General features: G+C 43.9%; 23 protein-coding genes. 13 read left to right on the forward strand and 10 right to left on the reverse strand.

The window, feature by feature from the left end:
- Positions 1-14: 14 nt before the first annotated feature.
- From AAA938_RS07385 to sucD, 4 genes are all read right to left on the reverse strand, one after another.
- Positions 15-878 carry an ROK family protein gene (locus tag AAA938_RS07385; RefSeq protein WP_338227992.1) on the reverse strand — a complete coding sequence of 288 codons (864 nt, stop codon included), beginning with the start codon at positions 876-878 and terminating at the stop codon, positions 15-17.
- A 61-nt stretch (positions 879-939) separates the two neighbouring features.
- Positions 940-3267, reverse strand: coding sequence for a glucosamine-6-phosphate isomerase (locus tag AAA938_RS07390; protein ID WP_338227993.1), 2328 nt, complete (start codon positions 3265-3267; stop codon positions 940-942).
- A gap of 224 nt (positions 3268-3491) precedes the next feature.
- Complete coding sequence (locus tag AAA938_RS07395) at positions 3492-4946, reverse strand: DUF294 nucleotidyltransferase-like domain-containing protein (RefSeq protein ID WP_338227994.1); 1455 nt, start codon at positions 4944-4946, stop codon at positions 3492-3494.
- A 108-nt stretch (positions 4947-5054) separates the two neighbouring features.
- Entirely contained in the window at positions 5055-5936 is an 882-nt protein-coding gene (gene sucD, locus AAA938_RS07400; RefSeq protein ID WP_338227995.1) for a succinate--CoA ligase subunit alpha, read from the reverse strand.
- 115 nt (positions 5937-6051) lie between these two features.
- Between sucD and AAA938_RS07405 the strand changes: the two genes are divergently transcribed.
- From AAA938_RS07405 to AAA938_RS07425, 5 genes are read left to right on the forward strand one after another with little or no spacing between them, the layout of a single operon-like run.
- Positions 6052-9507: a sensor histidine kinase gene (locus AAA938_RS07405; protein ID WP_338227996.1), complete on the forward strand. Its 3456-nt coding sequence runs from the start codon at positions 6052-6054 to the stop codon at positions 9505-9507.
- Between the two features lie 42 nt (positions 9508-9549).
- A complete protein-coding gene (locus tag AAA938_RS07410; protein WP_338227997.1) occupies positions 9550-10725 on the forward strand; it encodes a hybrid sensor histidine kinase/response regulator in 1176 nt (391 codons plus the stop codon).
- A gap of 3 nt (positions 10726-10728) precedes the next feature.
- Positions 10729-11361: an ABC transporter ATP-binding protein gene (locus tag AAA938_RS07415; protein WP_338227998.1), complete on the forward strand. Its 633-nt coding sequence runs from the start codon at positions 10729-10731 to the stop codon at positions 11359-11361.
- Positions 11358-12632 (forward strand): ABC transporter permease, encoded by a 1275-nt coding sequence (locus tag AAA938_RS07420; protein WP_338227999.1) that lies wholly within the window; start codon positions 11358-11360, stop codon positions 12630-12632. Before AAA938_RS07415 ends, AAA938_RS07420 begins: the two co-directional genes overlap by 4 nt.
- 54 nt (positions 12633-12686) lie before the next feature.
- Positions 12687-13097, forward strand: coding sequence for a hypothetical protein (locus tag AAA938_RS07425; protein ID WP_338228134.1), 411 nt, complete (start codon positions 12687-12689; stop codon positions 13095-13097).
- Positions 13098-13124: 27 nt separating this feature from the next.
- On the opposite strand, the gene AAA938_RS07430 is transcribed toward AAA938_RS07425, so the two are convergent.
- The gene (locus AAA938_RS07430; RefSeq protein ID WP_338228000.1) at positions 13125-13949 is read right to left on the reverse strand and encodes an aminotransferase class IV; all 825 of its coding nucleotides are present in this window, start codon (positions 13947-13949) and stop codon (positions 13125-13127) included.
- Between the two features lie 123 nt (positions 13950-14072).
- Here AAA938_RS07430 and AAA938_RS07435 point away from each other — a divergent pair, with 123 nt between their 5' ends.
- A complete protein-coding gene (locus AAA938_RS07435; protein ID WP_338228001.1) occupies positions 14073-14495 on the forward strand; it encodes a hypothetical protein in 423 nt (140 codons plus the stop codon).
- A gap of 2 nt (positions 14496-14497) precedes the next feature.
- On the opposite strand, the gene AAA938_RS07440 is transcribed toward AAA938_RS07435, so the two are convergent.
- The 3 genes from AAA938_RS07440 to AAA938_RS07450 are packed head-to-tail and all read right to left on the reverse strand — an operon-like array spanning position 14498 to position 16122.
- Entirely contained in the window at positions 14498-14950 is a 453-nt protein-coding gene (locus tag AAA938_RS07440; RefSeq protein ID WP_338228002.1) for a c-type cytochrome, read from the reverse strand.
- On the reverse strand, positions 14950-15585 hold the full coding sequence (locus AAA938_RS07445; protein ID WP_338228003.1) for an SCO family protein: 636 nt from the start codon (positions 15583-15585) through the stop codon (positions 14950-14952). The genes AAA938_RS07440 and AAA938_RS07445 overlap by 1 nt, the downstream gene beginning before the upstream one ends.
- A gap of 3 nt (positions 15586-15588) precedes the next feature.
- Positions 15589-16122: a CopD family protein gene (locus tag AAA938_RS07450; RefSeq protein WP_338228004.1), complete on the reverse strand. Its 534-nt coding sequence runs from the start codon at positions 16120-16122 to the stop codon at positions 15589-15591.
- A 60-nt stretch (positions 16123-16182) separates the two neighbouring features.
- On the opposite strand from AAA938_RS07450, the gene AAA938_RS07455 reads away from it, so the two are divergent.
- The 3 genes from AAA938_RS07455 to AAA938_RS07465 are packed head-to-tail and all read left to right on the forward strand — an operon-like array spanning position 16183 to position 18338.
- Positions 16183-16587, forward strand: a complete 405-nt coding sequence (locus tag AAA938_RS07455) for a hypothetical protein (RefSeq protein WP_338228005.1) — start codon at positions 16183-16185, stop codon at positions 16585-16587.
- Entirely contained in the window at positions 16584-17573 is a 990-nt protein-coding gene (gene meaB / locus AAA938_RS07460) for a methylmalonyl Co-A mutase-associated GTPase MeaB (protein WP_338228006.1), read from the forward strand. Before AAA938_RS07455 ends, meaB begins: the two co-directional genes overlap by 4 nt.
- Before the next feature lie 3 nt (positions 17574-17576).
- Complete coding sequence (locus AAA938_RS07465) at positions 17577-18338, forward strand: PdaC/SigV domain-containing protein (protein WP_338228007.1); 762 nt, start codon at positions 17577-17579, stop codon at positions 18336-18338.
- Between the two features lie 45 nt (positions 18339-18383).
- On the opposite strand, the gene dnaA is transcribed toward AAA938_RS07465, so the two are convergent.
- Positions 18384-19802 (reverse strand): chromosomal replication initiator protein DnaA, encoded by a 1419-nt coding sequence (gene dnaA / locus AAA938_RS07470; RefSeq protein ID WP_338228008.1) that lies wholly within the window; start codon positions 19800-19802, stop codon positions 18384-18386.
- 355 nt (positions 19803-20157) lie between these two features.
- On the opposite strand from dnaA, the gene AAA938_RS07475 reads away from it, so the two are divergent.
- Both AAA938_RS07475 and scpA read left to right on the forward strand, forming a co-directional pair.
- A complete protein-coding gene (locus AAA938_RS07475; protein ID WP_338228009.1) occupies positions 20158-21546 on the forward strand; it encodes a methylmalonyl-CoA mutase family protein in 1389 nt (462 codons plus the stop codon).
- Positions 21543-23660, forward strand: a complete 2118-nt coding sequence (gene scpA / locus AAA938_RS07480; protein WP_338228010.1) for a methylmalonyl-CoA mutase — start codon at positions 21543-21545, stop codon at positions 23658-23660. The genes AAA938_RS07475 and scpA overlap by 4 nt, the downstream gene beginning before the upstream one ends.
- A 5-nt stretch (positions 23661-23665) precedes the next feature.
- Here scpA and AAA938_RS20270 read toward each other — a convergent pair whose 3' ends face one another.
- Positions 23666-24118: a DUF7700 domain-containing protein gene (locus tag AAA938_RS20270; RefSeq protein ID WP_420915730.1), complete on the reverse strand. Its 453-nt coding sequence runs from the start codon at positions 24116-24118 to the stop codon at positions 23666-23668.
- A gap of 86 nt (positions 24119-24204) precedes the next feature.
- On the opposite strand from AAA938_RS20270, the gene AAA938_RS07485 reads away from it, so the two are divergent.
- Together AAA938_RS07485 and AAA938_RS07490 are read left to right on the forward strand one after the other, a co-directional pair.
- Complete coding sequence (locus AAA938_RS07485; protein WP_338228011.1) at positions 24205-24543, forward strand: hypothetical protein; 339 nt, start codon at positions 24205-24207, stop codon at positions 24541-24543.
- A 494-nt stretch (positions 24544-25037) separates the two neighbouring features.
- On the forward strand, positions 25038-25502 hold the full coding sequence (locus tag AAA938_RS07490; RefSeq protein WP_338228012.1) for a hypothetical protein: 465 nt from the start codon (positions 25038-25040) through the stop codon (positions 25500-25502).
- Positions 25503-25512 lie beyond the last annotated feature (10 nt).

Consider the following 25512-nt stretch of genomic DNA (forward strand, 5'->3'; position numbering starts at 1 on the left):
TGGCAAAAGACAGATTAAGGAATTCTTACCAAATCTTCTTCCACATCCACCAAGGCCACAGCGCCGTGAATTGCGGTTTCGTCCAGCTCAGAAATGAGAATTTTTAAATTCTCAAGAACAGTAGGATAGGCAAAAGACTCAAGCGAACGGTACATGGATTTTTTGAAAAGCGGGTACGACTTGCGTATGGATCCGCCTAGGACGATCGCTTCTGGTGCTAGGGAATATAAGATCATCTTTAGCAATTCACCGAGATGGGTGCCAAACTCATCAAAAGCACGGATAGCTTCAGGATCACCCGAATAGGCTCGCTTAGCTAAGGCTTTGGGCTTGCTGGAATAAAAGTTTTGGAAAAACTTCCCGCTGCAGTAGTATTCGAAGTTTTTGTCTAGATAGGGAGCACTGCACCATTCTCCTGCGGCAGAGTTGACGCCAGAATAGAGGTGCCCATTGATGACAATTCCTCCTCCTGTCCCTGTGCCCAAGGTAATGCCAACCAAGTTTTTGAATGGTCGGCCCACTCCGAATTTGTGTACGCCGATCGCAAAGCAATTGGCGTCATTGTTTACAAAAACAGGAAGTCCAAATCGTTCAGTGAGGAATTTTTTCAGCTCTACATGCTGAAAAGAAGGAATATTGGACAGCCCGATCACAACACCTGCCTCAGTCTCTACAAGCCCGGGAATGCCCACTCCGATTCCCAAAAGTTCATGGGACTCATAGGATTGGATGAAGTCTGCGATCGTCTCCAAAATGAATTCCTTGCTCTCCATGGCAGGAGTAGGAATCGATCGGATATCTTCAAGGTGCCCCTCGATCAAGACACCGCCTTTGATTCCGGTGCCTCCGATATCCAATCCCAGAATGGCCTTTCCCATAGGCTTTGGTTATTTAATAGGTTTATTTTATCAAGTAGTATCTTCCTAAGGAAGGCTTAATTTAAAGCATTCCTTCGATGGATTTCTCCAGCTCTCGGGCCGTAGCCAAAAACTCATCCACGCTCATATCCCGGAAGAATATCAATCCATGACTCGCTCTTACTTTCGCTCTTTCGTGCAGGTAGAAATAGTTTTTGCCCAGCAATAGCTGAATGTCATTGAGCTGACCCACCCAGGTTCTCTGAGCCACAGTACTGAATTTGCCGTTGTGGGAGTAGCTCGGGAAGGAGGCATTAACCTGACTGAGGTAGCAGTTGGTAAATGAATCTTCCATTACCGACATGTCTCCCAAAGATACCGGCACGATGACATTGGCTTCGTGAGGTTCAAATTTGAACCAGACATTTCGATAGCCAATGATTCTCAACTTGCTTGTGTCGTGTTCTTCTCCCCATTTTTTAACAGCCGCTGCAGTAGCCTGAAGTACTTTATAGTGGGTGTCTGGACCGGAACCTTCTGGATCAAGCGTTAAACTAATCTTTGTAGGCTTTACTTTTCGGAACATTTCCACGATTGGTTCTACATCCCGGTTTTTATCTGGTTGTTCAGTGAAAATGTCCCCTGTATAGAATCCCAATCTTAGGTGGTGCACATTTTTCACTTGTACCCCAAAATAGCCCCAGACCAATTCCTCTTCAAACTCCCGGATCATTCCTTTGAGGGTTTGGATCTTGGATGGATTTTTCTCCCCATCGTAAGAGTTTCTGAGGATGCTGATTACATCATTGATCGTCTCGCGCAGTTGAGCCTTGTTTTTAATAGACCAGATGATCACCAAGGCGCGAACTACTCTATGAGAAAGGCCTCTTCTTCTGGCATCTGCATTTTCGGAGGCCACGTTGGTCAGGTAGTGGTAGACGTCTTTGTCAGTCTTTAGACTATATCCGATTTGGAAAAAGTCCTCATAATTTACCATTTGAATCTTACCCTCATCCAAAAGTTTGCGGGTATAAATCAAGGTATCAATGACAAAGGTGTTGGTCACCGCCGTAAACCCTGAGGTTAGAACTGAAAAATGGGCTTCGTTAGTCGGCTCGCTGAGCTGATTGGTGATATGGGGCAGAATACCCAAAGAAATGTCGTCATGATGCGGGCCTGTGTGAAGCAGAACTTGGTCAGTTTCCTTTTCCAAGCCTTTGCTCAACTTTGTTTCAATACTTTTCATCACCTGATTGACCGTGTCTTCAGATAGGCCGGGGATTAGGCGGGTGTATTTATCTGCTTTCAGGTCTGAAAGCTTGAGTCTATGCCCATATTTATTCAGCTTTTTACAAAGCTCGATGACGGATCTTTCGGTTTTTTCAAAAGTCCATTCGCCTTTCTCGTAGTAAGCATCCAGAGAATCGGTAAGCTTAACTGCCGCTCCTTTGGTCAGGTAGAATCGGCCATTTTTGAGCTTTTGAAGCACAGTAGCAGGATAGACATTGTTCATTTTGGTCTCCAGGGAGTCCTTTACAATCCCGGCTTTGGCTTCCCCGGCTGCGATGATGATGCCTACTGCATCTTTATTATATACGATGGTGTCCAATCCTATCGTGATCACCAGCCTATTGGCGGATACTTCAATTCCTCCCAAATCTCCTGCAGCTACCGCCTGAGTTTCGAAATTGGTCTCGGTCAGTCTGGTGACAGAGTAAAGGTGTGAGCCGCGGGTATTGAAGGCAATGTGCCCATCAGGCCCAATTCCTCCCAAGAAAAAGCCTATTCCTCCCAAGTCCCGAATTCTCTGCTCATAATCCCCACACCACTGGTCGATCATGTAAATAGATTCCTGTTGGATTTTTTCCAGTTCGTTTGCAGGGTCTCTGAATCTTAAGCTGAGATCTACTTTGAGATCAGGAAAAACTTCACTGAAGTGTTTGCCTCCTGAGAGGGGGATTTCGTCTGAATTAATCAGAATTGCTTTTTCCTTGGACAGTCCAAAACCCTGCAGGTAAAACTTGTTGACGTAGTCGTAAAAGCTGTTGTGTTGCTTGGAAGAAATGGGGTAAAACTCATCGATCTGCACGAAAGTCAAGTCTTTCAAAACCGGCTTTTTGGTGGATCCAAGGCCGTATTTTTCCCTGATTTCTTTCCCTTTCTTCGCATCCCAATTCTCAAGCAGGTATTGTGTCCATTTGATAAAAAACTCAGGAGTTTTACCTGTTGGCAAACTGATAACTCCCTCGGGATTGGCAGCTGCCCACTCCAAAAAACGGCAAGCAGTCATCAAGCCCAGCTTGGGGAAATTGTCTACGGTCAGGTAAGGAATCAGAGTGGAAATCTTGTCTACTCCTGATTCTGCCAAAAAGGCTTTTTCAACATCGGATAGTGGATACTTACTGAGCATGTAGGAAAGATGGATTAGGTGTGAATTGAGTTATTTCGGCAGTTTTCCAAATTTTATTTCGGGTTTTATTTCTCTTTTCTAGGTAAAGCCAATAAAACCCCTGTTTTGAACAGTTTTAATTCCGATTTATCCGAAATTAAAACTTCAAACAAAAATAAAAAACTTTATCGAATAAAAATAAACTTTTTTAAAAAAATTATAAAAGTATCCTTTCCATAAAAAAATTATAGAGTTCTGGTAAAGGAAATTCGGATTCTTGCTTGGAATTCTTCAATAACTTTAAAAATCTCAATCAGGGTGACTTGTTGGATTTTTGTGAGTGTCTTGACCAAAAGGTAGTTCTTAGGGGCAGTATGGGACTCCAAAAGAGAGGAGGCTTGGCTTTCTAGTCTTAGGCTCATCAGGTACTCAAAAGCATGAGTCAATTCCTGAACTTCTTTCTCAGAGAATACGCCCTTTTCTTTCAGTAATTCAATTCTTCGAATGGTATTGGGTTCTGTGATCTTATGCTTTAGGGCATAAACCCGGGCCAGGTCCACGATCGGCCGCATGGTTTTTTTCAGATTGAGCTGCTTTTCTCCGTCAATATCTTCTGTTTTTATTCTTTTGAAAAAGGTCAGCGGGGGCTCGTATTGAAGGGCGTTTTGACCCAAACTGAGAAAGAAGCGTTCGGATGCCTGATCCATTAAGTTGGCCATGTGATTTTTTAGCTCCTCTATTAATGACAAATCCCCATATATTCCTCTGCAATCAAAAAATGTGGAGTAGTTCATAGCCGTCTCCTGAGATGCATCGCTGACCCACTGCAAGTAGTTGTTTTTCCAATGGGAGAGGGAGTGTGTCCATTTGGGATTCATGGCCATGAAGTTTCCATCGCAAAAAGAAAGACCTATTTCATCGAGAGCAGTAGATACCCGAGTGGCAAATTCCAGAAAATAGGCTCTTACCTCTTCCCGATGTTCATTGGCTTTGTCGGCATAAATGATGCCGTTGTCCTGGTCTGTTTTCAGAGTCAATTCTCCTCTTCCCTCACTTCCGTAAACAAAAAATACAAAGGGGGCCGGTGGAGGGCCAAATGCTTTGATTACCCGCTCGATGACCCTTTGGGAAATCGTATCAGCCACGGTGGTGATAATCTGATTCACGTAGGCAGCCTTCATCCCTCTGGAAATCAACAAATGGATGAGGTCAGGCATCTGCTGCCATTTTTCCCGGAGTTCGGAATATTGCCGGGCTTCCTTCACCGATTGAATAAACATGAAGGGGCCTTGACTCTGTTCGGTGAGGACTTTGGTTCGGCTTATCCATCCCAAAAATCCCTGTTCATTGCCTACCAGCAAATACCGAGCTTTGGATTGAAACATCAGCAAAAGAGCTTCCACAAGGCTGGACTCCGGAGAGATACTGATCAGATCCTTCTCCATTATCATTTCTACCTTCGTCCCGGGGTCCAATCCCACCGCCAATACCTGATCGCGAAGAGTCAAGTCTGTAATGTATCCAATGAGCTGTTTGGCTTGGTAGCCGATAAAGAGACAACTGACCTGCTCTTGGGCCATGTATTGGGCGCAGGTTTGGATTGAAGTCTCGGGAGTTACCCATCGGATACTTCTTACCAGAAGGTCTTTTACCTTTTTTGAGTAAAACTGGTCAGAAACCAAGGGGTGAGGAGCTTGCATACAGGAAGATACAAAAGGCCAAGAAAATATGTCAAAAAAAAGCCCCGGAGTATTTTCCGAGGCTTGGGTTGGATGATTGGTGGAAATTATTTTTTGATAAAAACCGGTTTAGGCGTTTACTCCTAGAGCTTTGGCCATGGTAGCTCCGATCTCTGCAGGAGATTCTACTACGTGAATTCCATTTTCTCTCATGATTCTCATTTTGGCAGCAGCTGTATCGTCTGCTCCTCCGATGATCGCACCTGCGTGTCCCATTCTTCGGCCTGGAGGTGCTGTCTGTCCTGCGATAAAGCCAACTACAGGTTTTTTGTTTCCTGTTTCTTTGATCCATTTGGCAGCTTCTGCTTCGTAATTACCGCCGATTTCTCCGATCATGACAATCGCGTCGGTTTCAGGATCATTCATCAACATTTCTACTGCTTGCTTGGTAGAGGTTCCGATGATAGGATCACCTCCGATACCGATGGCAGTGGATACCCCTAAGCCAGCCTTTGCTACCTGATCAGCAGCTTCGTAGGTCAAGGTTCCTGATTTGGAAACGATGCCGATTCGACCTGGTCTGAATACAAAGCCTGGCATAATGCCAACTTTTGCTTCTCCCGGAGTGATTACGCCTGGGCAGTTAGGACCTACAAGGACACAGCCTCTTTCTTTGATATAAGGCTTGGCTCTCATCATGTCTGCCACCGGAATACCTTCAGTGATAGCAATGATCACTTTGATCCCTGCGTCGGCAGCTTCCATAATCGCATCAGCAGCAAAAGCAGGTGGCACAAAAATGATGGATGTATCAGCACCAGTCTTTTGAACAGCTTCTTCCACGGAATTGAAAACGGGTCTCTCCAAATGAGTGGAACCACCTTTGCCAGGAGTTACACCTCCTACTACTTGGGTGCCATATTCGATCATTTGCTGGGCATGAAAGGATCCCTCAGAACCGGTAAATCCCTGGACGATAACCTTTGAATTCTTATTGACTAGTACACTCATCGATGCGCTTTTTTAAGTTTGGCACAAAAATAAAAGAAACCACCCGCTGACAAAAGAAAAGCGAAACATTCTCCAATGAATTTGGGAAGAGGAATCTTTTTCAGATTTTAGTCCTATGCTGTGGCGATATTTCTACCTATTAAGCGTCTGCTTTTGTCTTTTTATCGGGTTTACCCCCACCTCTGCCCAGAGCTTTAAGTTTAATCTTCAGCCAAAGGGAGTTCGACTTCCTGTCCAGACTGTTTTTCAGATTGAGCAAGATACCCTTGGTCAGATGTGGTTTGCTACCTCCAGAGGGGTGGTTTATTCAGATGGTATCCAAACCTATGACTTGACAGATTCACTTCTTCGGAAATTTGCCTTTCGGATTTCTATCCACAAGGATGAGGAGGGGCATTTTTGGCTTTACAATGCCAGTGGAGTACCTGTAGTCTTGAAGGGGACCAAGTCAGGATGGTCTGAGGTGGATTTTCCTCCACAAGTCACGGCCAAGTTTTCTTCCGAAATACGCTTCTTTACCTTGGGGAAAGGCAGTCAGAAAAGACTTTTTGTCGATACGGGCTCTCAACTGATCTATTGGAATCAGGGTGAGACAGAAAAAAAGGTGATTTCAAGGGATATTGGGATCATGGGTAGTCTCTCTTCTGCATTGAGATGGGATGGAAAAGATATCCTGTTTTTTCAAAAAGGGGTTTACGTCTTGGAAAATGGCTACCTAAAGGACTTTAATCTCAAAGGAATAGCTCTTCCTGATTTTCCCGCAATTGTAAGGCAGGGTCCTTCAGGAGATTTTTATTTTTTGGGAAATAGTTTCTTGGCGAGGGGGAAGACTCCGGATTCTCCTGAAGAAATTCTGGATAAGGATTTTACCAATCCTGAAGTGATTAGCTCACCTTACTTTTCTCTAGCCTTCAAGGGAGATTACGTTTATTACCACTACAATTCCCAGTTTAAGAGATACCAACCTTCAAGAGGAAGACCTCTGATGTTGGATTTGTTTTACCTTTTTCGATCCAATTACATTCACACCCTCTTTATTGACCGAGAAGGGATACTTTGGGTGGGAAGTAGCAGGGGCTTGGCAAACAGTAATAGTCAGGCATTTCAAAATTATGGTGGGGAATCTTTGGAGTTTTTGGGAGAGGAGATTACTGCAATTACCGAACTGGAACCGGGAGATTTCCTTTTTGGATTTAATAATGGGATTCAGCGATTTAACAGGTCCGGAATAAAGACTCTGCTCAGAGATGCCAATATCCAGGGTAATCCCAATCACCGAATTATCAATTTCTCAAAAGCACCTTCAGGTGAAGTTTGGTTTTCTGCCAATTGGGGAGGGACCGGCTATTATAACCCGACTACCAGGCAAATCAGGATGATTCCTCCACCGCGGGGTGTCAATATTTCTTCCATCTCGATCCTTGGGGATAGTGCCCTTCTCACCAATTCGGAGCGAATATTCCATACTTCTCTCGAAGCCTTGAGAACGGGGAATTATGGCAAGGAACTGACCGGTGAAATCAAAGAGCTTTTGGGTGATGTGACGATTTTTCAGCGAAAGTCCGGTCGATTGTCCAATGGGAAATTCATCGTCATGCGAGCCAGCCGACTGGAAAATCAACATCCCGTGGTGGAAAGTTCAAAGTTTGTTTTGGCAGAAGGCTATGACTTTCTGGAATTGGGTTCGGATGAGGTTTTGATAGGGACGGAATACGGGCTGAAGCTTTACAAGGATAGGGAATTGAGCCTTTTCACTATCGAAGGTAAAACAATCACCCACCCGGTATTTGTGCTTATGAAAGACAAGAAAAACCAAATCTGGGCTGGTACTGATCATGGAGTTTTCATCATCTCCGATGGCAAACTGACCAATTATAATGAAGCAGGTGGATTGGTCGGGGATGAGGTCAATCGTGGAGCTCTTCTTCAGGCCCAATCCGGAAGAGTGATGATTGGCACCCACAAAGGCCTTTCTATTTATTTTCCGGAACAGGAGGCTTATGGTGAAATCGCTCCCGAGTTGTACATCAAAAGCGCAATACTTGGAGATACAGACGTTTCGGTAGACGGGACTTTTGAAGTGTCCCATGAAAATAATGCCTTGAGGGTCAACTATGCTGCACCGGCATTCAATGAATCCAAGGAGCTCTTCGTTCATTATCGGTTGGCTACTTCAGAGGATACACCCTGGGAAGTAGTCAGAGATCCCCGATCCAATGAGCTGTTTTTTCCCAATTTACCCCCAGGCGATTATGTCTTTGAACTGAAAGCTTCCTACGATGGGGAGATTTTTTCCTCCTCTGTCAAATCCTCCCTTTTTCGGATCAAAAGGCCCTTTTATCTGCAGCCTCTTTTTCTGGTTCTCGCGGTTTTGATTCTGGTGGGGATAGGTATTCTTATCAGTGTCGTTTTTAGGCAGATTCAAAATCTGGGGGTGCTCAAATCCGAAGTGGACCAAAAAAACCGGGATAAATTTTTGGCAGAGCAGCAGTTCAAAAATGTCTGGAATAGTTCTCAGGACGGCATGGTTTTGTTTTTAGGGGAGGACCATATCCTTACCACCAATCCTGCATTTGCTCAGATGATGGGCAAACAGGTGCCTCTTCTTGAAAACACTTCTTTTTCCGAACTCCTGACTCCGAATTCTATACTCAGGGTGGAATTATTGAATGTTTTGGCCAAAATCCGACAGAATCCGGGAAACGGAGTTTCACTGGAAACCCGAATGGATTGGAAATCAGGGGCTTTGGAAATGGAGGTATATTGTGTGCTTCTTGAATCTGATTTTTCTGGAAAAGAGCTTATCCTTTGCGTATTCAAGGATATTACGGCCCAAAAACTGGCCGAAAAAAACCTAAAACTGGCCAAGGATAGGGCAGAGGAGGCCAATCGGTTCAAAACCAGCCTGCTGTCCAATATCAGTCATGAAATCCGGACTCCACTGAATGGCATCATTGGGGGAGCCGAGCAAATCCTTTTACTCAAAAAGGGGGATTCCGAGATTTCGGATTTGGTAGAGATTATTCTTCAAAGCGGGGAACGTCTTTTGGGAACGATCAATTCGCTCTTGGATTTGGCCCGAATCGAGGCCAACAAAATGCCCGTGGTCTACACTTCGACTCAAATCCATCCTTTCTTTGAATCCCTTATCAAACCGCTCAAAATCTCAGCTTCCAAAAAAAAGCTGGATCTGGGAATGAATTTTCTCAATGAGGATTTTATTGCCAAAATAGACCGGAGGTTTATGGAGATTATATTTAATAACCTCCTCGGAAATGCCATCAAATACACTCAAGAAGGCAAAATCGAGGTAAAGGTCTACAGGGAATCCAATGATTTGATTTTGGAAGTGGAGGATTCCGGGGTGGGGATGTCTGCGGAGTTTCAGAATAAGATGTATCATCCATTTGAGCAGGAAAGTACTGGGAATGACCGTCTTTTTGACGGTACCGGACTTGGGCTGAGCATTACCAAAAATCTGGTGGAACTACTTCAGGGCAAGATTTCCATTTGGAGTGATAAGTTTAAAGGAACGCGGGTTCAGGTGAAAATCCCCTTGCCAAAAGATTAATTTTTGTATTTTGGCCCTCATCAGACCCAAGAATCCAACCTTATGTTTACACTAAAAATCCTCATAGTTGAGGATGATTCTGTTTCCGCTTTGCTGCTCCAGCGAGCTTTGGAGAAAAATGCCCACCAAATCATCGGGATTGCCGACTCTGGAGAAAAAGCTTTGGATATCTTGGAGGACAATCTGGCCGATATCGTGATGATGGATATCAATTTGGCCGGAGAGCTGGATGGGATCCGTACGACAGAAATTATCAATGAAAAATACGATATCCCTGTTGTTTACCTGAGCGCTAGTTCGGATGCCGAGACACTAAACAAAGTAGTCGGTACCAACCCGAGTGCGTATGTCATCAAGCCTTTCAATATCCGTGAGCTCAACATGGTGATCGAACTGGCTATTTTTAAAGACAGGAAAGAAAAAGAGCTCCAAAAGCTCAACAATGAGCTGGAAGAAAAGGTAAAGCTGAGAACAGCAGAACTTTACGAAGCCAATAAAGAACTGACCAAAGCCCTCGAAAAAGAACGGGAAATCAACGAACTCAAATCCCGAATTGTATTGAACGTATCCCATGGATTCAAAACTCCATTGACCTCTATCCTGAGCTCTGCACAGCTGCTCCAGATCTATGCCGAAAAGGATCATCCTTTCAGGCAAAAGATTACCAAGCATGCCTTCAAAATTGAAAATTCAGTCCGTGCTTTGAATAATCTACTGACCAGTATATTGTTTTTTGGAAAAGCTGACGAAAACAAGCTGGAGTTTAAGCCTAAGAAAGTATTTATGGGGGCATTTGTAAAGGAAGTTATGGATACGGTCAAAGCAGGTATCGAGAATGATGTCACCATCAATTCGGAGATTGGAGAGATGCCCAAAACCCTCACTACGGATCCTGAATTGGTCTATCAAGTGCTGGAAAATCTCCTTTCCAATGCCGTAAAATACTCGAAGGACAAAGGGAAAGTAGAATTTAAGCTGTCTGTCGAAAATGGCTTTCTGAAAGCAAAGGTTGCAGATAAAGGAATCGGGATTCCAAAATCGGAACAAAGCCAACTTTTTGACCGTTTTTTTCGTGCCAAGAACGTCGGGATCATCGAAGGATCCGGCTTGGGGCTTTCTATTGTCAAAAAATGCATGGAAGTACTCCAGGGAGAAATTGAATTTGAAAGCGAACAAAACAAAGGCACTGTCTTTCGGGTCACTATTCCAGTCAAATAAATTATGCTTTTACAAGCCAAGTCTTTAAGCTTTGCCCATCCCGGGCAAAAGTCCATTCGTTTTCCTGATTTTAATGTGGATTCAGGTCAATCTCTGTTGATTTTGGGGAATTCAGGCTCCGGGAAAACAACCCTTCTCAACCTTCTTGGTGGACTTTTGAGTCCTGCATCCGGAGAAGTGGTACTGGACGGAGTCAAAATCAATGAGTTGAAAGGGCAGAAGTTGGATTTATTCAGAGGGAAAAATATCGGGATTGTATTCCAAAAGCCTCATTTGCTGGCTGCACTGAATGTCCGAGAGAATCTGGAACTCGCTCATTTTTTTGGGAAAAAGGAGGGACAAAAGACCAACGATCTTTTGAAGGATCTTGGGATTGCCGAAAAGGCCAAATCCTCCGTGCTTACCCTCAGTGAAGGGGAAGCTCAGCGGGTATCCATTGCTCGGGCCTTGGCTAATGCTCCCAAACTTATCCTTGCAGACGAACCCACCTCTAGCCTGGATGATAGCAATACGGAAAAAGTCATCCGTTTGCTTCAGACCCAAGCCTCAAAGATAGGCGCAGCGCTGATTATCGTAACTCATGATCAGCGTGTCAAGCAGCATATTCCCAACTTTATTGAAGTCAAAGCCTCATGAATCTCTTCAAAATAGCCTGGAAATACCTCACGTTCAGACCTCTTTCCACGGGGCTGAATGTCTTTCTTCTGGCCTTGGGCTTGGCGATTATTACTGTTTTGCTCTTGATCCAAGATCAGTTTGAAAAGAAAATGAATCAGGATGCGGCAGGGATCGATCTGGTGGTGGGAGCCAAAGGCAGTCCGCTTCAGTTGATATTATCCTCAGTCTATCACATTGATTTTCCTACCGGAAATATTCCCATGGATGAGGCACAGCGGCTCTCCAGAAATCGTTTAGTGAAAAATGTGATTCCGCTCGCATTGGGGGACAACTATCAAGGGTATAGGATTGTCGGTACCAATCACGACTATCTGGAATTGTATGGAGTTGAATTTGGGGAGGGAGAAGCTTGGGAAGAACCCTTTGAAGTAGTGCTAGGAGCCGAAGTGGCGAAAAGATCCGGGTTGACCCTCGGAAGTGAGTTTTCGGGAAGTCATGGAATCAGCGTAGGAAGCCATGACCATGATCAACACAATTTCATTGTAAAAGGTATTTTGTCCCCCCGGGGAAATGTGGTAGACCGCTTGGTTTTGACGAGCATTGAGTCTGTTTGGTATACGCACGATGAAGAAGGCGGAGAAGAAGAAGCTGATGAAGAGGGTGTAGAACATCATGAGGAAGAAACACATCATGACCATTTTCACCATCCTGTGGCCAAGACCGGCTTTCCTCAGACAGAGGAAACAAGAGAAGTGACTACTGTCTTGGTGCAGTATCGAAGCCCTATGGCGGCAGTCCAACTTCCCCGCATGATCAATTCGGGTACTTCCATGCAAGCCGCCTCTCCATCTTTTGAGATTTCCCGACTGTTTGAGTTGTTAGGTATTGGGATCAGTTTGCTGCAGGGGATTGCCTTTATTTTAATCGGAGTCTCAGGTTTGGGGATTTTTATCGCTCTGTACAATTCTCTGAAGGAAAGAAAATATGACCTTGCTATTCTTCGGGCCTTGGGTGCCTCGAGCATGCAGCTGGTGATTTTGGTCTTTTTGGAGGGAATCCTGTTGACTTTTTTAGGTGCAGTGATCGGCATCGGCCTAGGTCATGGCTTTTTGGCTTTCTTGATCAGTCAGGGAGACCCGATGATGACTTCTTCCCTAGAGCCATGGATTTTTCTTAAACAAGAACTTTGGATAGTGGCTTATGCGTTAGGAGTAGGTATTATTGCCTCTGCTATACCTGCTTGGTCCGCTTATCAGACCAGTATTGCAAAGCAATTGACAAAAGCTTAAATAGGGTAAAATTTGAATTTGAATACAATGAAAAAGTGGTCTGCAAGTATCCTCATGATGGTGTTTGTCCTGCTTGGGATGCAGGGAGTAAAAGCTCAGGGCGTATGGAAAAATCTGTCCGAGGTTTCTTACAAAATCAGTGAGGACCAATTTGGGGAGCTATACGTTCCGGTCTTTTCTGAAAATATTACCAAGCTAGAAGGTAAAGTGGTGGAAGCAGACGGATTCATTATCCCTTTTGAGGGGATGTTCAAGCCTGACCATATTATTCTGTCGAGTCTTCCTCTTGCAGAATGTTTTTTCTGTGGATCGGGAGGACCAGAGACAGTGATGGAAGTGATGCTGAGCAAACCCATCAAATACACCTCCAAGCGAGTCAAGGTAAAAGGGAAGCTCACCTTGAATGCTTCTGACCCTGAAAAGCTGATGTACATTCTTAAGGATGCAGAATTGATCCTCGAATAAGAAAAAAAGCTCCAAAAGGAGCTTTTTTTATTGGGCCACGGTTACTTTTTCCAAGGCTCTGAATTTTTCCAAAATGGATTGGGTGACAGGACCTACCTTTCCGTTACCGATTTTTCGCTCGTCAATCTGAGTTACTGGTAATAGGACTTTGGTGGTACTGGAGATGAAGGCTTCGTCAGCATCCCAAACTTCTTCCAGGGAAATCGGTCGAATGATGGCATTTTGGGCAAGTTTCAACAAATGCTTTCGGGTAATTCCATGCAAGATATGCTGATCAGGAGTGTGGATTACTCCATTTTTTACAATGAAAAAATTACTTCTTGAGCTTTCGCTGACCCATCTGTTCCAGTGATAAAGGACATCTTCAGCACCCAACTTTTTCCAGTTGACACTATGCCATACAGGCAGGGTATAATTTGTTGTTTTGATTTCGGCGATGGGTCTGACATACTCAAGGGTAAGCAGCTTAATTCCGTTTTGGTACTTTTCTTCTGAAGGGAAATCCAGAGATTCTGCAAAGATGAATAGTTTTCCATCGGCGGGAGAGAAGTGATTATCCGAAACGCCCCCACTCAATACCATTCGAAATCCGCCCTGTTGCAGATCATTTTTTTCAATCAGTTCAAAAATTACACTTCTCAATTCTTCTCGGCCTAGAGGTAAAGGAAGGTAAGTTTTCTCTGCAGAGGCGATAAATCGATCCAAATAATCCTCCAAAAATAAAGGCTGGTAATCTACAGTCCTGAAAAAGTCGAAGATCCCATATCCGCGGATTAGCCCCAAGTCCATGGGATGAAGGGTTGCCGTCTGGGAATCAATGATCGAGCCGTCCGCAAAACAAAAGGGTTTCATAGAATTCTAATTTGAATCAAAATTAGCCAATGGAAGGCGATTTATCAATAGACTAAATTTTGAAAGTTAAACTTTAACTAAAATAAGATTTTATTGTATGTTTGTCATAGAAAATCTTCCAATATGAAATACTCCATTGTTTTTTTGCTTTTTGGCCTGACCTTTCTTTTTCAATCCTGTGGTAATAAGCAAGTTGAGGCTAATAAAAAGCTCAGAGAAGAAGTCATCGCAGTTCATGATGAGGTAATGCCCAAAATGGGACAACTCAAATCTCTGGAAAAAACCGCTCTCCAGATGGTGGAAGAATTGTCCGTAAGTCCGGAACCCAATCAGGAAAAAATCGATGCACTGAAAACACTCGCTGCTGAATTGGACCAAGCCTATGAGGGGATGTTTGTCTGGATGAGACAATACGAGGTCGAAGACGGTGAGAAAACCCCTGAGGAAGTCAAAGCTTACTTAGAGGATCAAATGGTCAAGGTGACTAAAGTAAATGAGGACATCAAAAATGTGCTCAATAAAGCCGATTCCCTAATCAAGCAGTAGTTTCAGTAGGCATCGGGAGATTCTCGAAGGTATTTTTCCACATCCGAAGCAGAAATTACTCCTTCCTTCATTCCCCAGATATTATAGAGATAGGTGGTGATTTGTGCAATTTCCAATGGAGTTAGCTGGGCATTGGTCGGCATGGGTTGATCGTATTTTTGGCCATTGACTGTGATTTGCCCCTTTTGCCCATTTCGGATGATCCATACTGTGCGATGAATACTCGCTTTGAAATAATCCGCATCCCGAAGCGGAGGGATCAATTTTCCCAATCCTTTGCCGTCAGATTGATGGCAGTTTGCGCAATAATTTTCATACAGCCTTTTTCCGTTCACTGCAAATTTCATCACTTCCGGATCAGATATCTGAGCCAGCGTGTTTTCGTCATTGGTCGACTTGGGGCTGCAACCAATGATTAACAGAAATAAGACAAGGAAAGAGAAAGTGCTTCTCATTACTTCAACAGTTTGGGAATGTCATTGAGCAATCGATCCACTTGGTCTGATTTGGTGCCGTCATAGACTCCTCTGATTCTTCCTTGCCCATCGACCAATAAAAATGCTCCGTTGTGAAGAAATCCTCCGGGCTCCATTTGGTCGGCCATCGCTGTGGTCAGGTAGCTGGTTTGCCCAATTTCAAAAATCTTCTCCTGATCACCCGTTAGGAAATTCCAGGTTTGGGCATCTTCCACTCCGAGTTTTTCCGCATAATCCTTCAGCACTTCCTGGGTATCATGCGTCGGGTCGATGCTGTGACTCAAAATTTTGAAATCGGGATTGTCTTTGAACTGCTCATACACCCTGAGCATTTCCTTTTTCATGATGGGACAGATGGTAGGGCAGGTGGTGAAAAAAAAGTCCGCTACGTAGATTTTTCCTTCTACATCTGCATTGGTGATGGTGTCTCCCACTTGATTGATGAAAGAAAACTCAGCGATCTGATGGTAAACGGTGTCCCGATTGTCATCTACATACCTTTCTCCCAAAATAGGGAGCTCAATGGAGGCCCCGCCGGATTCGGTTCCGGAAGAACAAGCGCTGATAATTCCTAAGATCACTCCAAAAACAAGCAGTATTCGAATCAATTTCATGTTTTAATCTTTTCTGTATTTTTTATAAATCTTGATGCCCAGCATCAGTAAAACTCCCAATCCTACCAACCCAACGATTCCCCAAACCATACTGAGGGTGCTTTTCAGTACGATCAGGAATACTATAGCAAAAAGCAAAAGTGTGGCAACTTCGTTCCATAATCTCAGCTGTGTAGAGGTCCATCGGGCTTTGCCCTGCTGAAGTTCTTTGTACAAAACATGGGATAAACCATGGTAGACATACAAAAGCAACACAAAGGCAAGTTTGGCATGCATGAAGCCCAACTGCATGTATCCCCATCTGTAGGTCAAAACCCAGATTCCGAAAATCAGCGTCAAAACCGCCGAGGGCCAGGTGATGATGTACCAAAGTCGATTGGCCATCAGATCCAGTTGGGGTTTTAGGATTTTTCGCTCGGCCTCGGGCTTCTCCAGTGCTTCAGTTTGGTAGATGAATAAGCGGACGATATAAAACAGCCCAGCAAACCAGGTGACCACGAATATGATATGGAGTGCTTTGATGTACTCGAATCCCATTTTCAGAATTTTGGGCTAAATTACTGCCATAAAGGAACAATCCTTGCTTTCACCCGGAAAATGAAAAACAACAAGTGGATATTTTATGTTTTGAGCGCCTTAGTGTGTTTTTTATTGTATCAAATCACCAGTGAAAGTCTTTCTCAACCCGGTCTTTCTGCTTTTGAAGGCAAATATGAGGAACTGGCATTCTACAGAAATGAAAACAATACCGGGCCGGTCATCCGGGTTTATGCCATTCGGGCTTTGGACGAGGATCGATCTTGGATGAAGGATTTTGCAGATGCCCAGCCCCATACCAAATATGGGAAGACCTTGGTCTTTTTCTTCACCCAAGAACTCAACCAAAAAATCGATCTTTCTCCCACCGAACCCTATTTTCCAGAGGAATTTAAGTCCCTGCTCCTCGCCCAATACGAAAAAACACCCATGGGAGAATCCCGCTTTTTACCATCTATGCCATGAGAAAAAGACTAAGTTTTGATACTTTTCTTGAGGGGATTCTAGCCGGAGATCGGGTGGTGTTGAGTCAGGCGATCACGCTTGTGGAAAGTGCTCTGGATTCGGATCAGGAGCTTTCTGCCCGTCTCGTTCAGGATTTACTTCCTCACACCGGCAAGTCCATTCGGATAGGGATTACGGGTGTTCCTGGAGTAGGGAAAAGCACCTTTATCGAAGCGTTTGGCAGTTGGCTATTAAATCAAGGGAAAAGGGTAGCAGTATTGGCGGTGGACCCGAGCAGTCAGCTGACCAAAGGTAGTATTCTGGGAGACAAGACCCGGATGGAAAAGCTTTCCTCCGACAAGCGGGCATTTATTCGGCCCAGCCCCTCAGGAAGTACCTTGGGAGGTGTCAGCGGCAAAACCAGAGAGTCAATTCTTCTTTGCGAAGCGGCAGGATTTGACGTGATTTTGGTGGAAACAGTAGGGGTGGGGCAAAGTGAAACTGCCGTAAAGAATATGGTCGATTTTTTCCTTTTGCTGATGCTTTCCGGTGCGGGTGATGAGCTTCAGGGCATCAAAAAAGGCATCATGGAGATGGCTGATCTTTTGGTGATCAACAAGGCTGATGGAGAGAATCTGGACGCTGCCAAAAAGGCCAAAGCCAATTATCAAAATGCGCTTCATCTTTTTCCAGAGGCAGAAAAAAGCTGGTATCCTCAAGTTTTATTGGCTAGCTCTCTGACGGGATTTGGATTGGAGCAAATTTGGGAAAATCTACAGGAATATGAGCAGAGGATGAAGGCTTCAGGGTTTTGGGATAGCAACCGTGCCAGCCAAAGACTAACCTGGCTGGAAGATCAAGTTCAGTATCTTCTCGGGCAGGTGTTCCTCAAGAATTCTCAAGTCAGACAAAAGCTTGAAACTGAGAAGCCAAAGGCCAAATCCGGAGAATTGAATCCCCGTATTTTGGCACAACAACTCATCGATCTCTTCCTTTCTAAATCTTAAGCCATGAATTATTTCCTCGTTTTGATTTCTGTCTTGTTCGTGTCCTGCGGACCACAGGAAAATACCCAGAAAGAAGAAGGGGTAGTCATCTCTTCAGTGACTTTTGAATTGGATTCATTGGTAAGGGAAAAATGCTCCGGAGAGAGCTGTGCCCGAATCCGATTGGTATGGCCTGTGGCTAAAGGAGGTGAGGTAGCCAATTCAATCAATGACCATATCCGAGAAACAGTCAGGAACCTGATGGAATACGGGGAAAAGGAGTCTCCGGATCTGGAAGCTGGAGCGGAAGTGTTTTTGGAAGAATACCTCAGCTTCAAATCCGAATTCCCTGAATCAGCAGGAGAATGGGAAATCCAAGTAGAAGGGGAGGTAGTTTATAGCTCGGATCAAACGCTAAGCATTCAATTTTTCCAATACACCTACCTCGGTGGCGCTCATCCGAATAGTATGGTGTATTTCCTGAATTTGAATCCTAACGAAGGAAAAGTTTTGGAAAGGAATCAGCTTATCTTAAAGGAAACGGAGCTTTTGAAGCTGACTGAGGAAAAGTTCAGAGCTTTTCATGAGGTAGAGAAGGGAACTTCCCTGGAGGAGGACGGAAGATTCTTTTTGCCAGAGACGGGCTTTTTTCTGGCCAATGCGATGGGATTTCAGGAAGATAAATTCAAAGTGATTTATATTCCCTACGAGATTGGGCCCTATGCAATGGGCTACACGGAGCTAGAGTTTTCCAAAGAAGAATTGGGAGAGATCGTTCGCTGGTAAAAAGAGGGGGAAGGAAGAAGGTTTGTATTCGAAGAAAATCTCAAATCAATACGATCTGATCTTAAACTTTTTCTTCAGTTCATTCACTGAATTTCGGAAGCTGGAATCCGTCTCCATCATATCATTGACCGTCTGAATCGCATGGATCACCGTGCTATGGTCTCTTCCTCCAAAGTGATAGCCGATGGATTTGAGGGAGTGATTGGTGAATTCCTTGGAGAAAAACATGGCCACTTGTCTTGCGATCACAATCTCCTTTTTCCTCGTTTTGGCCTTCAGTTCATCAGCATGGATGCCAAAGTATTCAGAGACCGCCTTTTGGATAAATTCAATCCCGACTTCGGTTTCGATGTCCTTGATGAAGTTTTTGATGACGGTTTTGGCCAGTCCCAAGTCGATTTCCACGCGGTTCAAAGAAGCGTGAGCAATCAGTGAAATCAAGATTCCTTCCAGCTCTCTGACGTTGGTATCTACGGTGTAGGCTAGGTATTCGACCACATCGTCAGGAATAAAAATCCCTTCAGACTGCATCTTTCTCCGAATGATCGCCACACGAGTTTCAAAATCCGGCATCTGCAAGTCTGCGGTCAAGCCCCATTTGAATCGGGATAGCAGTCGCTCCTCCAGTCCTTTGAGATCTCTCGGAGGACAGTCGGAGGTCATGATGATTTGCTTCTTACTCTGATGGAGATGGTTGAAAATGTGAAAAAACATCTCCTGAGTTCGGTCTTTTCCCGCCAAAAACTGAATGTCGTCGATGATCAGGACATCGACCTGCATGTAGAAGTTGGTAAAGCTTTTCACGTTTCCGTCTTTGATCGAATCCATGAATTGGTTTACAAACTTCTCGGAAGACACATAGAGGACAAACTTATCCTCCGGTCCATTTTTGATCTCATTGCCAATGGCTTGGACTAAGTGAGTTTTTCCAAGACCCACGCCTCCGTAAACCATCAATGGATTGAACGAGGTAATTCCTGGCTTGGTGGCTACTGCAAATCCGGCAGAGCGCGCCAATCGGTTACAATCTCCCTCGATGTAGGTGTTGAACGTATAGTTTGGATTCAGATTGCTTTGCGTAAGCATATCTGCGTCCAAAGACTGCATCTCAAAGGGCGTCTTTACTTCAGCAGGAGGGGTGATGGGCTTTTTCCCTGGAGCATTGCCTTGAGGGAAGGAAACGACGTAGGGTTGGTTGGCTGAGTTGCCTTTGTCCACCACTACAGCATATTCCAGTCTTCCGTTTTGGCCAAGGGTACTTTTGATGGCCAATTTCAGGACCTGCACATAGTTGTCCTCCAGCCATTCATAAAAAAACTGGCTGGGTACCTGAATGGTCAAACTCGAGCCTTCGAGTTTTACTGGATTGATGGGCTTAAACCAGGTGGAATAGCTTTGCTCATTGACGTGTTGTTCGATCACACGCAAGCATTCATTCCAAACTGCACTGGCTTCTAGACTCATTAGTAAAGATTTACTTGAAAATCCTCGAATCTTGGCTAAGACGAGGGCGTCAAATTTGTGGAAAATTAACTTAAATAAAAAATTGTATAAGGTTTGAAAAAGTGAATAAAAAGACATTAGAAAGGTAGAATTGGTAGTTTATTTGGTTTCAGGACAGGATTCAGTTGCCTTTTTTGTTGGGGTGATTTTTTACATTTTTTTTCATGGTTATTCGGGTGGTTGTCGATAGAATGTTTTAAAGCTTGATTTTCAGATGATTTGAATATTTCATGAATTGGTTAATCCTGCAAGTGGATTTATTCTGGCGTACGTCGATGGATTGGTTATTTTTGGAATGGAAATAAACCCAAATCGCATGAAAAATGACTTTTTTGATTTTCCTGCTATCTCCAAGGCGGACTGGATTGCTCAGGTAAAAAAGGACTTGAAAGGAAAGGATTTTGAACAGGCGCTGAAGTCACATTTGTGGGGAAGGATATCCCTTGATCCTTTTTATACTCGTGAGGATTTGGGAGGTTCTTTGCCTCATCAATACAGCTTTCATCCTGAATCCGAAGTTCCGGGAGAATCTGTTCGGATTTGGCAAAACATTACAAGTGTGCTGCCGGGTGATACCTCTGCACAGGTATTGGATGCTTTGCAAAATGGCTCCGAGGGTTTAGTACTTCATTTGACAGGATTGGAGGATTTGGATCAGTTACTTGAAGGTGTTTTGCCCCAATATATTCCCATTGCCATCCGTCCCATGGGAAATCCTGTCACGGCATTGAAGTCCTACTTTGACTGGGTAGACAGGCAGTCTGCTCCTTTGGATCGGATACAGGGTGCATTGCTTTGGTCTCCATCAGACCTCGTTTTTGATCAAAATGAAGCTTTTGGGTTGGGTTTGGAGGTTTTGGAAGAGATTTTTGAAATGACAGAACCCTATCCTCAGTTTAAGGCATTTGCCCTTCAAGCCAGTCGGTACACCGAATCTGGGGCCAACCCGATCGATGGGACCATTTTCATCCTTGGGGAATTGATAGAAATTCTGGATCAATCGACCCAAAAGCCGGATTTTATTTTCAATAAGGTGTTGTTTGAGGTGGCCGTAGGGGAGAATTACTTCGGAGAGATCGCCCGACTGAAAGCTCTTCGTCAGGTTTTGACCCAATTGGCCAAGCTCTATCAAGTAGAATTATCTGAAGATCAAGTTTGCCTTTTGGCAAAGAGTGCTCACTGGGATCAGTCCACACTTGATGTAAATACAAACCTCATTCGTCAAACCTATCAAGCCATGTCCGGAGTGCTCGGAGGCTGTAATTGGCTTTGGGTTCTTCCTTTAGGTGAAGACCAAGCTGGAAGCAGGGAGAGGAGAATTGCCAGAAATGTATCAGCAGTACTGAGAGAAGAAGCCTATCTGGACAAAGTAATGGATCCTGCATCCGGATCTTTTTTTCTAGAAAACCTTCAATCTCAAATTGAGCACGAGATCCGTGAAGGTCTTCAAAATCTTGAATCTTTTGGAGGTTGGTTGAGAATGCTAACTGACGGAGTCATCCATTCCAAAGTGAGAACTGAAAGAGAAAGGGTTCAGGAGCAGGTTTTGGAAAAAAATAAATCCAAGATCGGGGTCAATATTTTCCCTGCCAGTGAAAAGCTCAAGAATGACATGGCTTTTGAGTTCTTTGAAGAAAAAATCCATCAGCTGCAGCCTACCCGTGCCACTTATCTTTTCGAGCTTCAAACCCAAACCAACCCATGAGACCTGATTTAAAAACTTGGCCAATTACCAAGCCTTCCCATTCTCCAAGAGACCGAAATGCATCATGGGAAGCTCCTGAGAAAATTACCATTCCTTCTTTCTTTGAGGCCAAAGCCATTTCTGAATTGAAGCAATTGGACTTTGGAGCGGGTATCCCTCCTTACCTAAGAGGACCTTACAGTACCATGTATGTTCAGCGGCCTTGGACGATCAGGCAGTATGCGGGTTTTTCCACAGCCGAGGAGTCCAATGCTTTTTACAGAAGAAATCTGGCGGCCGGTCAAAAAGGCCTTTCGGTTGCTTTTGACTTAGCTACCCATCGGGGATATGATTCTGATCATCCTAGAGTTCAGGGTGATGTAGGAAAAGCTGGAGTGGCTATTGACTCGGTAGAGGATATGAAAATTCTCTTTGACCAGATTCCTCTGGATCAAATGTCCGTTTCCATGACCATGAATGGGGCAGTGATACCGGTTTTGGCATTTTATATTGTAGCAGCTGAGGAGCAGGGAGTGAGTCCGGAAAAGCTGAGCGGGACTATCCAAAATGATATTTTGAAGGAGTTTATGGTTCGGAATACCTACATCTATCCTCCTCAGCCCAGTATGCGCATCATTGGGGATATTTTCGAGTACACTTCGAAATACATGCCCAAGTTCAATTCCATATCTATTTCCGGTTACCACATGCAGGAGGCAGGTGCCACTGCGGATTTGGAATTGGCCTACACTTTGGCAGATGGTCTGGAATACCTTCGTACTGGGATAAAGGCAGGACTGGATATCGATGACTTTGCTCCTCGGTTGTCTTTCTTTTGGGCCATTGGGATGAATTATTTCATGGAAATCGCCAAAATGCGTGCGGGAAGATTGCTTTGGGCAAAAGTCGTCCAGCAATTTGATCCTAAAGACCCAAAATCCTTGGCTCTCCGAACTCATTGTCAGACCTCAGGCTGGTCACTTACTGAGCAAGATCCATTCAACAATGTGACTCGAACAGCTGTGGAAGCCTTGGGGGCGGCAATGGGACATACCCAATCCCTCCATACCAATTCTCTGGATGAAGCGATAGCACTTCCCACTGATTTTTCGGCCCGAATTGCCAGGAATACTCAACTGGTTCTTCAACAGGAGACAGGAATCACTCAGGTGGTAGATCCATGGGGAGGCTCGCTCTATGTTGAATATTTGACGGATCAGCTGGTGCAAAGGGCTTGGACACTGATTGAAGAGGTGGAGGAAATGGGAGGGATGGCCAAGGCCATTGAAGCGGGACTTCCCAAATTGAGAATCGAAGAAGCCGCAGCTAAAAAACAGGCCAGAATAGACAGCGGAAAGGACATCATTGTCGGAGTCAACCGATATCAGGTAGATGAATCTACCGAAATAGATCTTTTGGAAGTGGATAATCAATCCGTCCGGGAATCCCAAATCCAACGACTCAAGGAAATCAAAGGCAACAGAAACCAATCCGAAGTAGATCAGGCATTGAATTTAATCACTCAGGCTGCCGAATCGGGAAAAGGGAATTTGCTGGAATTGGCAGTGGATGCTGCCCGAAAAAGAGCTACTTTAGGTGAAATCTCACTGGCTATGGAATCTGCTTTTGGTAGGCACAAAGCCCAAACTCAATCCATCTCCGGGGTCTATGCATCAGAAGTGAAAAATCAGGATTCATTTAAGAAAGCGCAAGAATTATCGGATAAGTTTGCCAGCCTGGAAGGACGCAGACCCAGAATCCTCGTCGCCAAAATGGGGCAGGACGGCCATGATCGTGGAGCTAAAGTGATTGCTACCGGCTTTGCTGATTTGGGTTTTGATGTGGATATCGGACCTCTTTTTCAAACTCCTCAGGAAGTGGCAGAGCAGGCCGTGGAAAACGACGTGCATATAGTGGGGGCTTCCTCATTGGCAGCGGGTCACAAGACCTTGATTCCTCAGCTTATACAGGCTCTTCGAGAACTGGGAAGACCGGATATCATGGTAGTTGCCGGAGGGGTGATTCCAGTGAAGGATTATGATTTTCTGAAAAATGAGGGCGTTTCTGCCGTTTTTGGGCCGGGAACGGTTCTTTCGGAGGCTGCAATAGAAATTTTACAAAAATTGATGGAATAGAGGGGCTATTCACTGAGTTCTGGTACAGTCCTGTAGAATTCATTCAATGCCTTTTCCACCTCAATCAATATGGAGTGGAAGCTAGATTCATGGAGCTGAAATGAGTCAAATCGGCTATCTTTTTGACTCTTTAAGTATCGCAATCCATTAATTTTGAGTTCTTTAATGCTTCTTGAGATCTGATCGGGCACGGTTTGTTCCACAAAATAAATTCTAAAATCATAATGAGGAGAAATGTGGTAATGTCCCTTCTTGTTTCCAAAACAATCAAATTTTAAAATCTCTTTTTCGAAAGCTTGTAAGACAACTGCAGGTCCTTTTCCAATATCTAGGGTTTTCCAATAAACAAGAAGCTTTAGGTTTTCCTCGATCCGAAACTCTAATAGATCGTGTCGGACTATCGGGTTATGATTAGGTCGGCTGAATAGTTTTCGGAAGATTCTCCTTATCCATTTCATGTAGACTTGGCATTATTTTTAAAATTTAAGAAAAATCATCTATTTGAGATTCATTTATTTCTTAAGTATTCAGACTGAATTTCTAAATGAGATATTGGATTATCATTGCTTTTTTTGGGCTTCAAGTAGTAGGAATTATCCTAGCAAGATTTCAAGACGTCCGGTATTTTGCCTGGGCACCATTTGACCAGATTACATTTTATGAAATCTATGCAGAAGTCAATGGGCTTTCTTTAAGCACCCAAGAGGTTAAAAAGCGCTATGGTTTTCTTTCAAGTGGAAGAGAAAACAGATCTATCCATCATGTTTTCGACCAATTGAAGCAATATGAATCAATGATTGGGCAGGGTGATTCAGTGAAAGTTGTTGTGGTGTATAGGACAAACGGGAAAGAAGGCGAATCATGGGAGTATCGCAATTATTGAATTCTGGAGGCCCCTTGCTGTTACGTTCTGATTTTAAAGTTCCAGTACTCTTTGCAGCGAGAATGTTGGTCATCTATTTGGTGGGAATTCGAAGAATGAAACATATTCTTCCGCCATTTTTACCTTTTATTCCCGGGCTAGAGACAATAAGTCAATGGCCTTTCCTTTTCTATCTACTGGATGCAATTTATTGGGTTTGTCTGGCCATGGTATTTTTGGGTTATCGATTCCAGCGATTTAGTTTGATTTTGGGATTGCTTGTGTTTTTTTCCATTCTTGGATCCAAGACTCAATTTTCTAACAGTTTTCTGTTTTCCGGGAGTTTACTGTTCTTGATTGGGCTCTATAGACCGGGAATGGAATGGATATTTAGGATTCAGATTGCCTTACTTTACATAGGTGCAGGAGTAAACAAGCTTCTCGATCCGGATTGGCAAAGTGGGCAGTATTTTATTTTTTTCTTTTCTGAAGTTTATCCCAACTCCCTTTTTCAAATGGCTTCGGTGATTATGGGAGAGTTTAGTGTTGCAAAAATCTTGTCGTGGTTGACCATAATTATTGAATTTACTTTTGGGCTTTGGGTCCTTACCGGAAAGAAGCCAATACTTCTTTTTTTCTCTATTCAGGGATTTCATTTGACCATGCTTTTACTTACCTCAGGAGAATTGTCATATATCTTCTATTTCTTGATGGCTGTAAGTGGATATTTAATTTTGCCTTGGCAGGAAATAGTTGATCAAAAACAGCAAAGCGCCTTTGTTTTTCCTAAGAAAAGCTGGACACTAAATCATTCTCAGGAAAAAGCTCACGGTGTCATAAAAACGTGGAATATATACATGAAAATGTTTTTCATTTCCTGTTTTGACAGGGTGAGAAATTTTGTATTTTGCCCCATATCTTACGGGTTGTTTGTTATCTGTGTGACTTTCTTATGTATTTATAAAAAAATAGTGTTTTAGTTTTATACCC

It is taken from the genome of Algoriphagus taiwanensis, assembly GCF_036245645.1.
GTDB lineage: Bacteria > Bacteroidota > Bacteroidia > Cytophagales > Cyclobacteriaceae > Algoriphagus > Algoriphagus taiwanensis.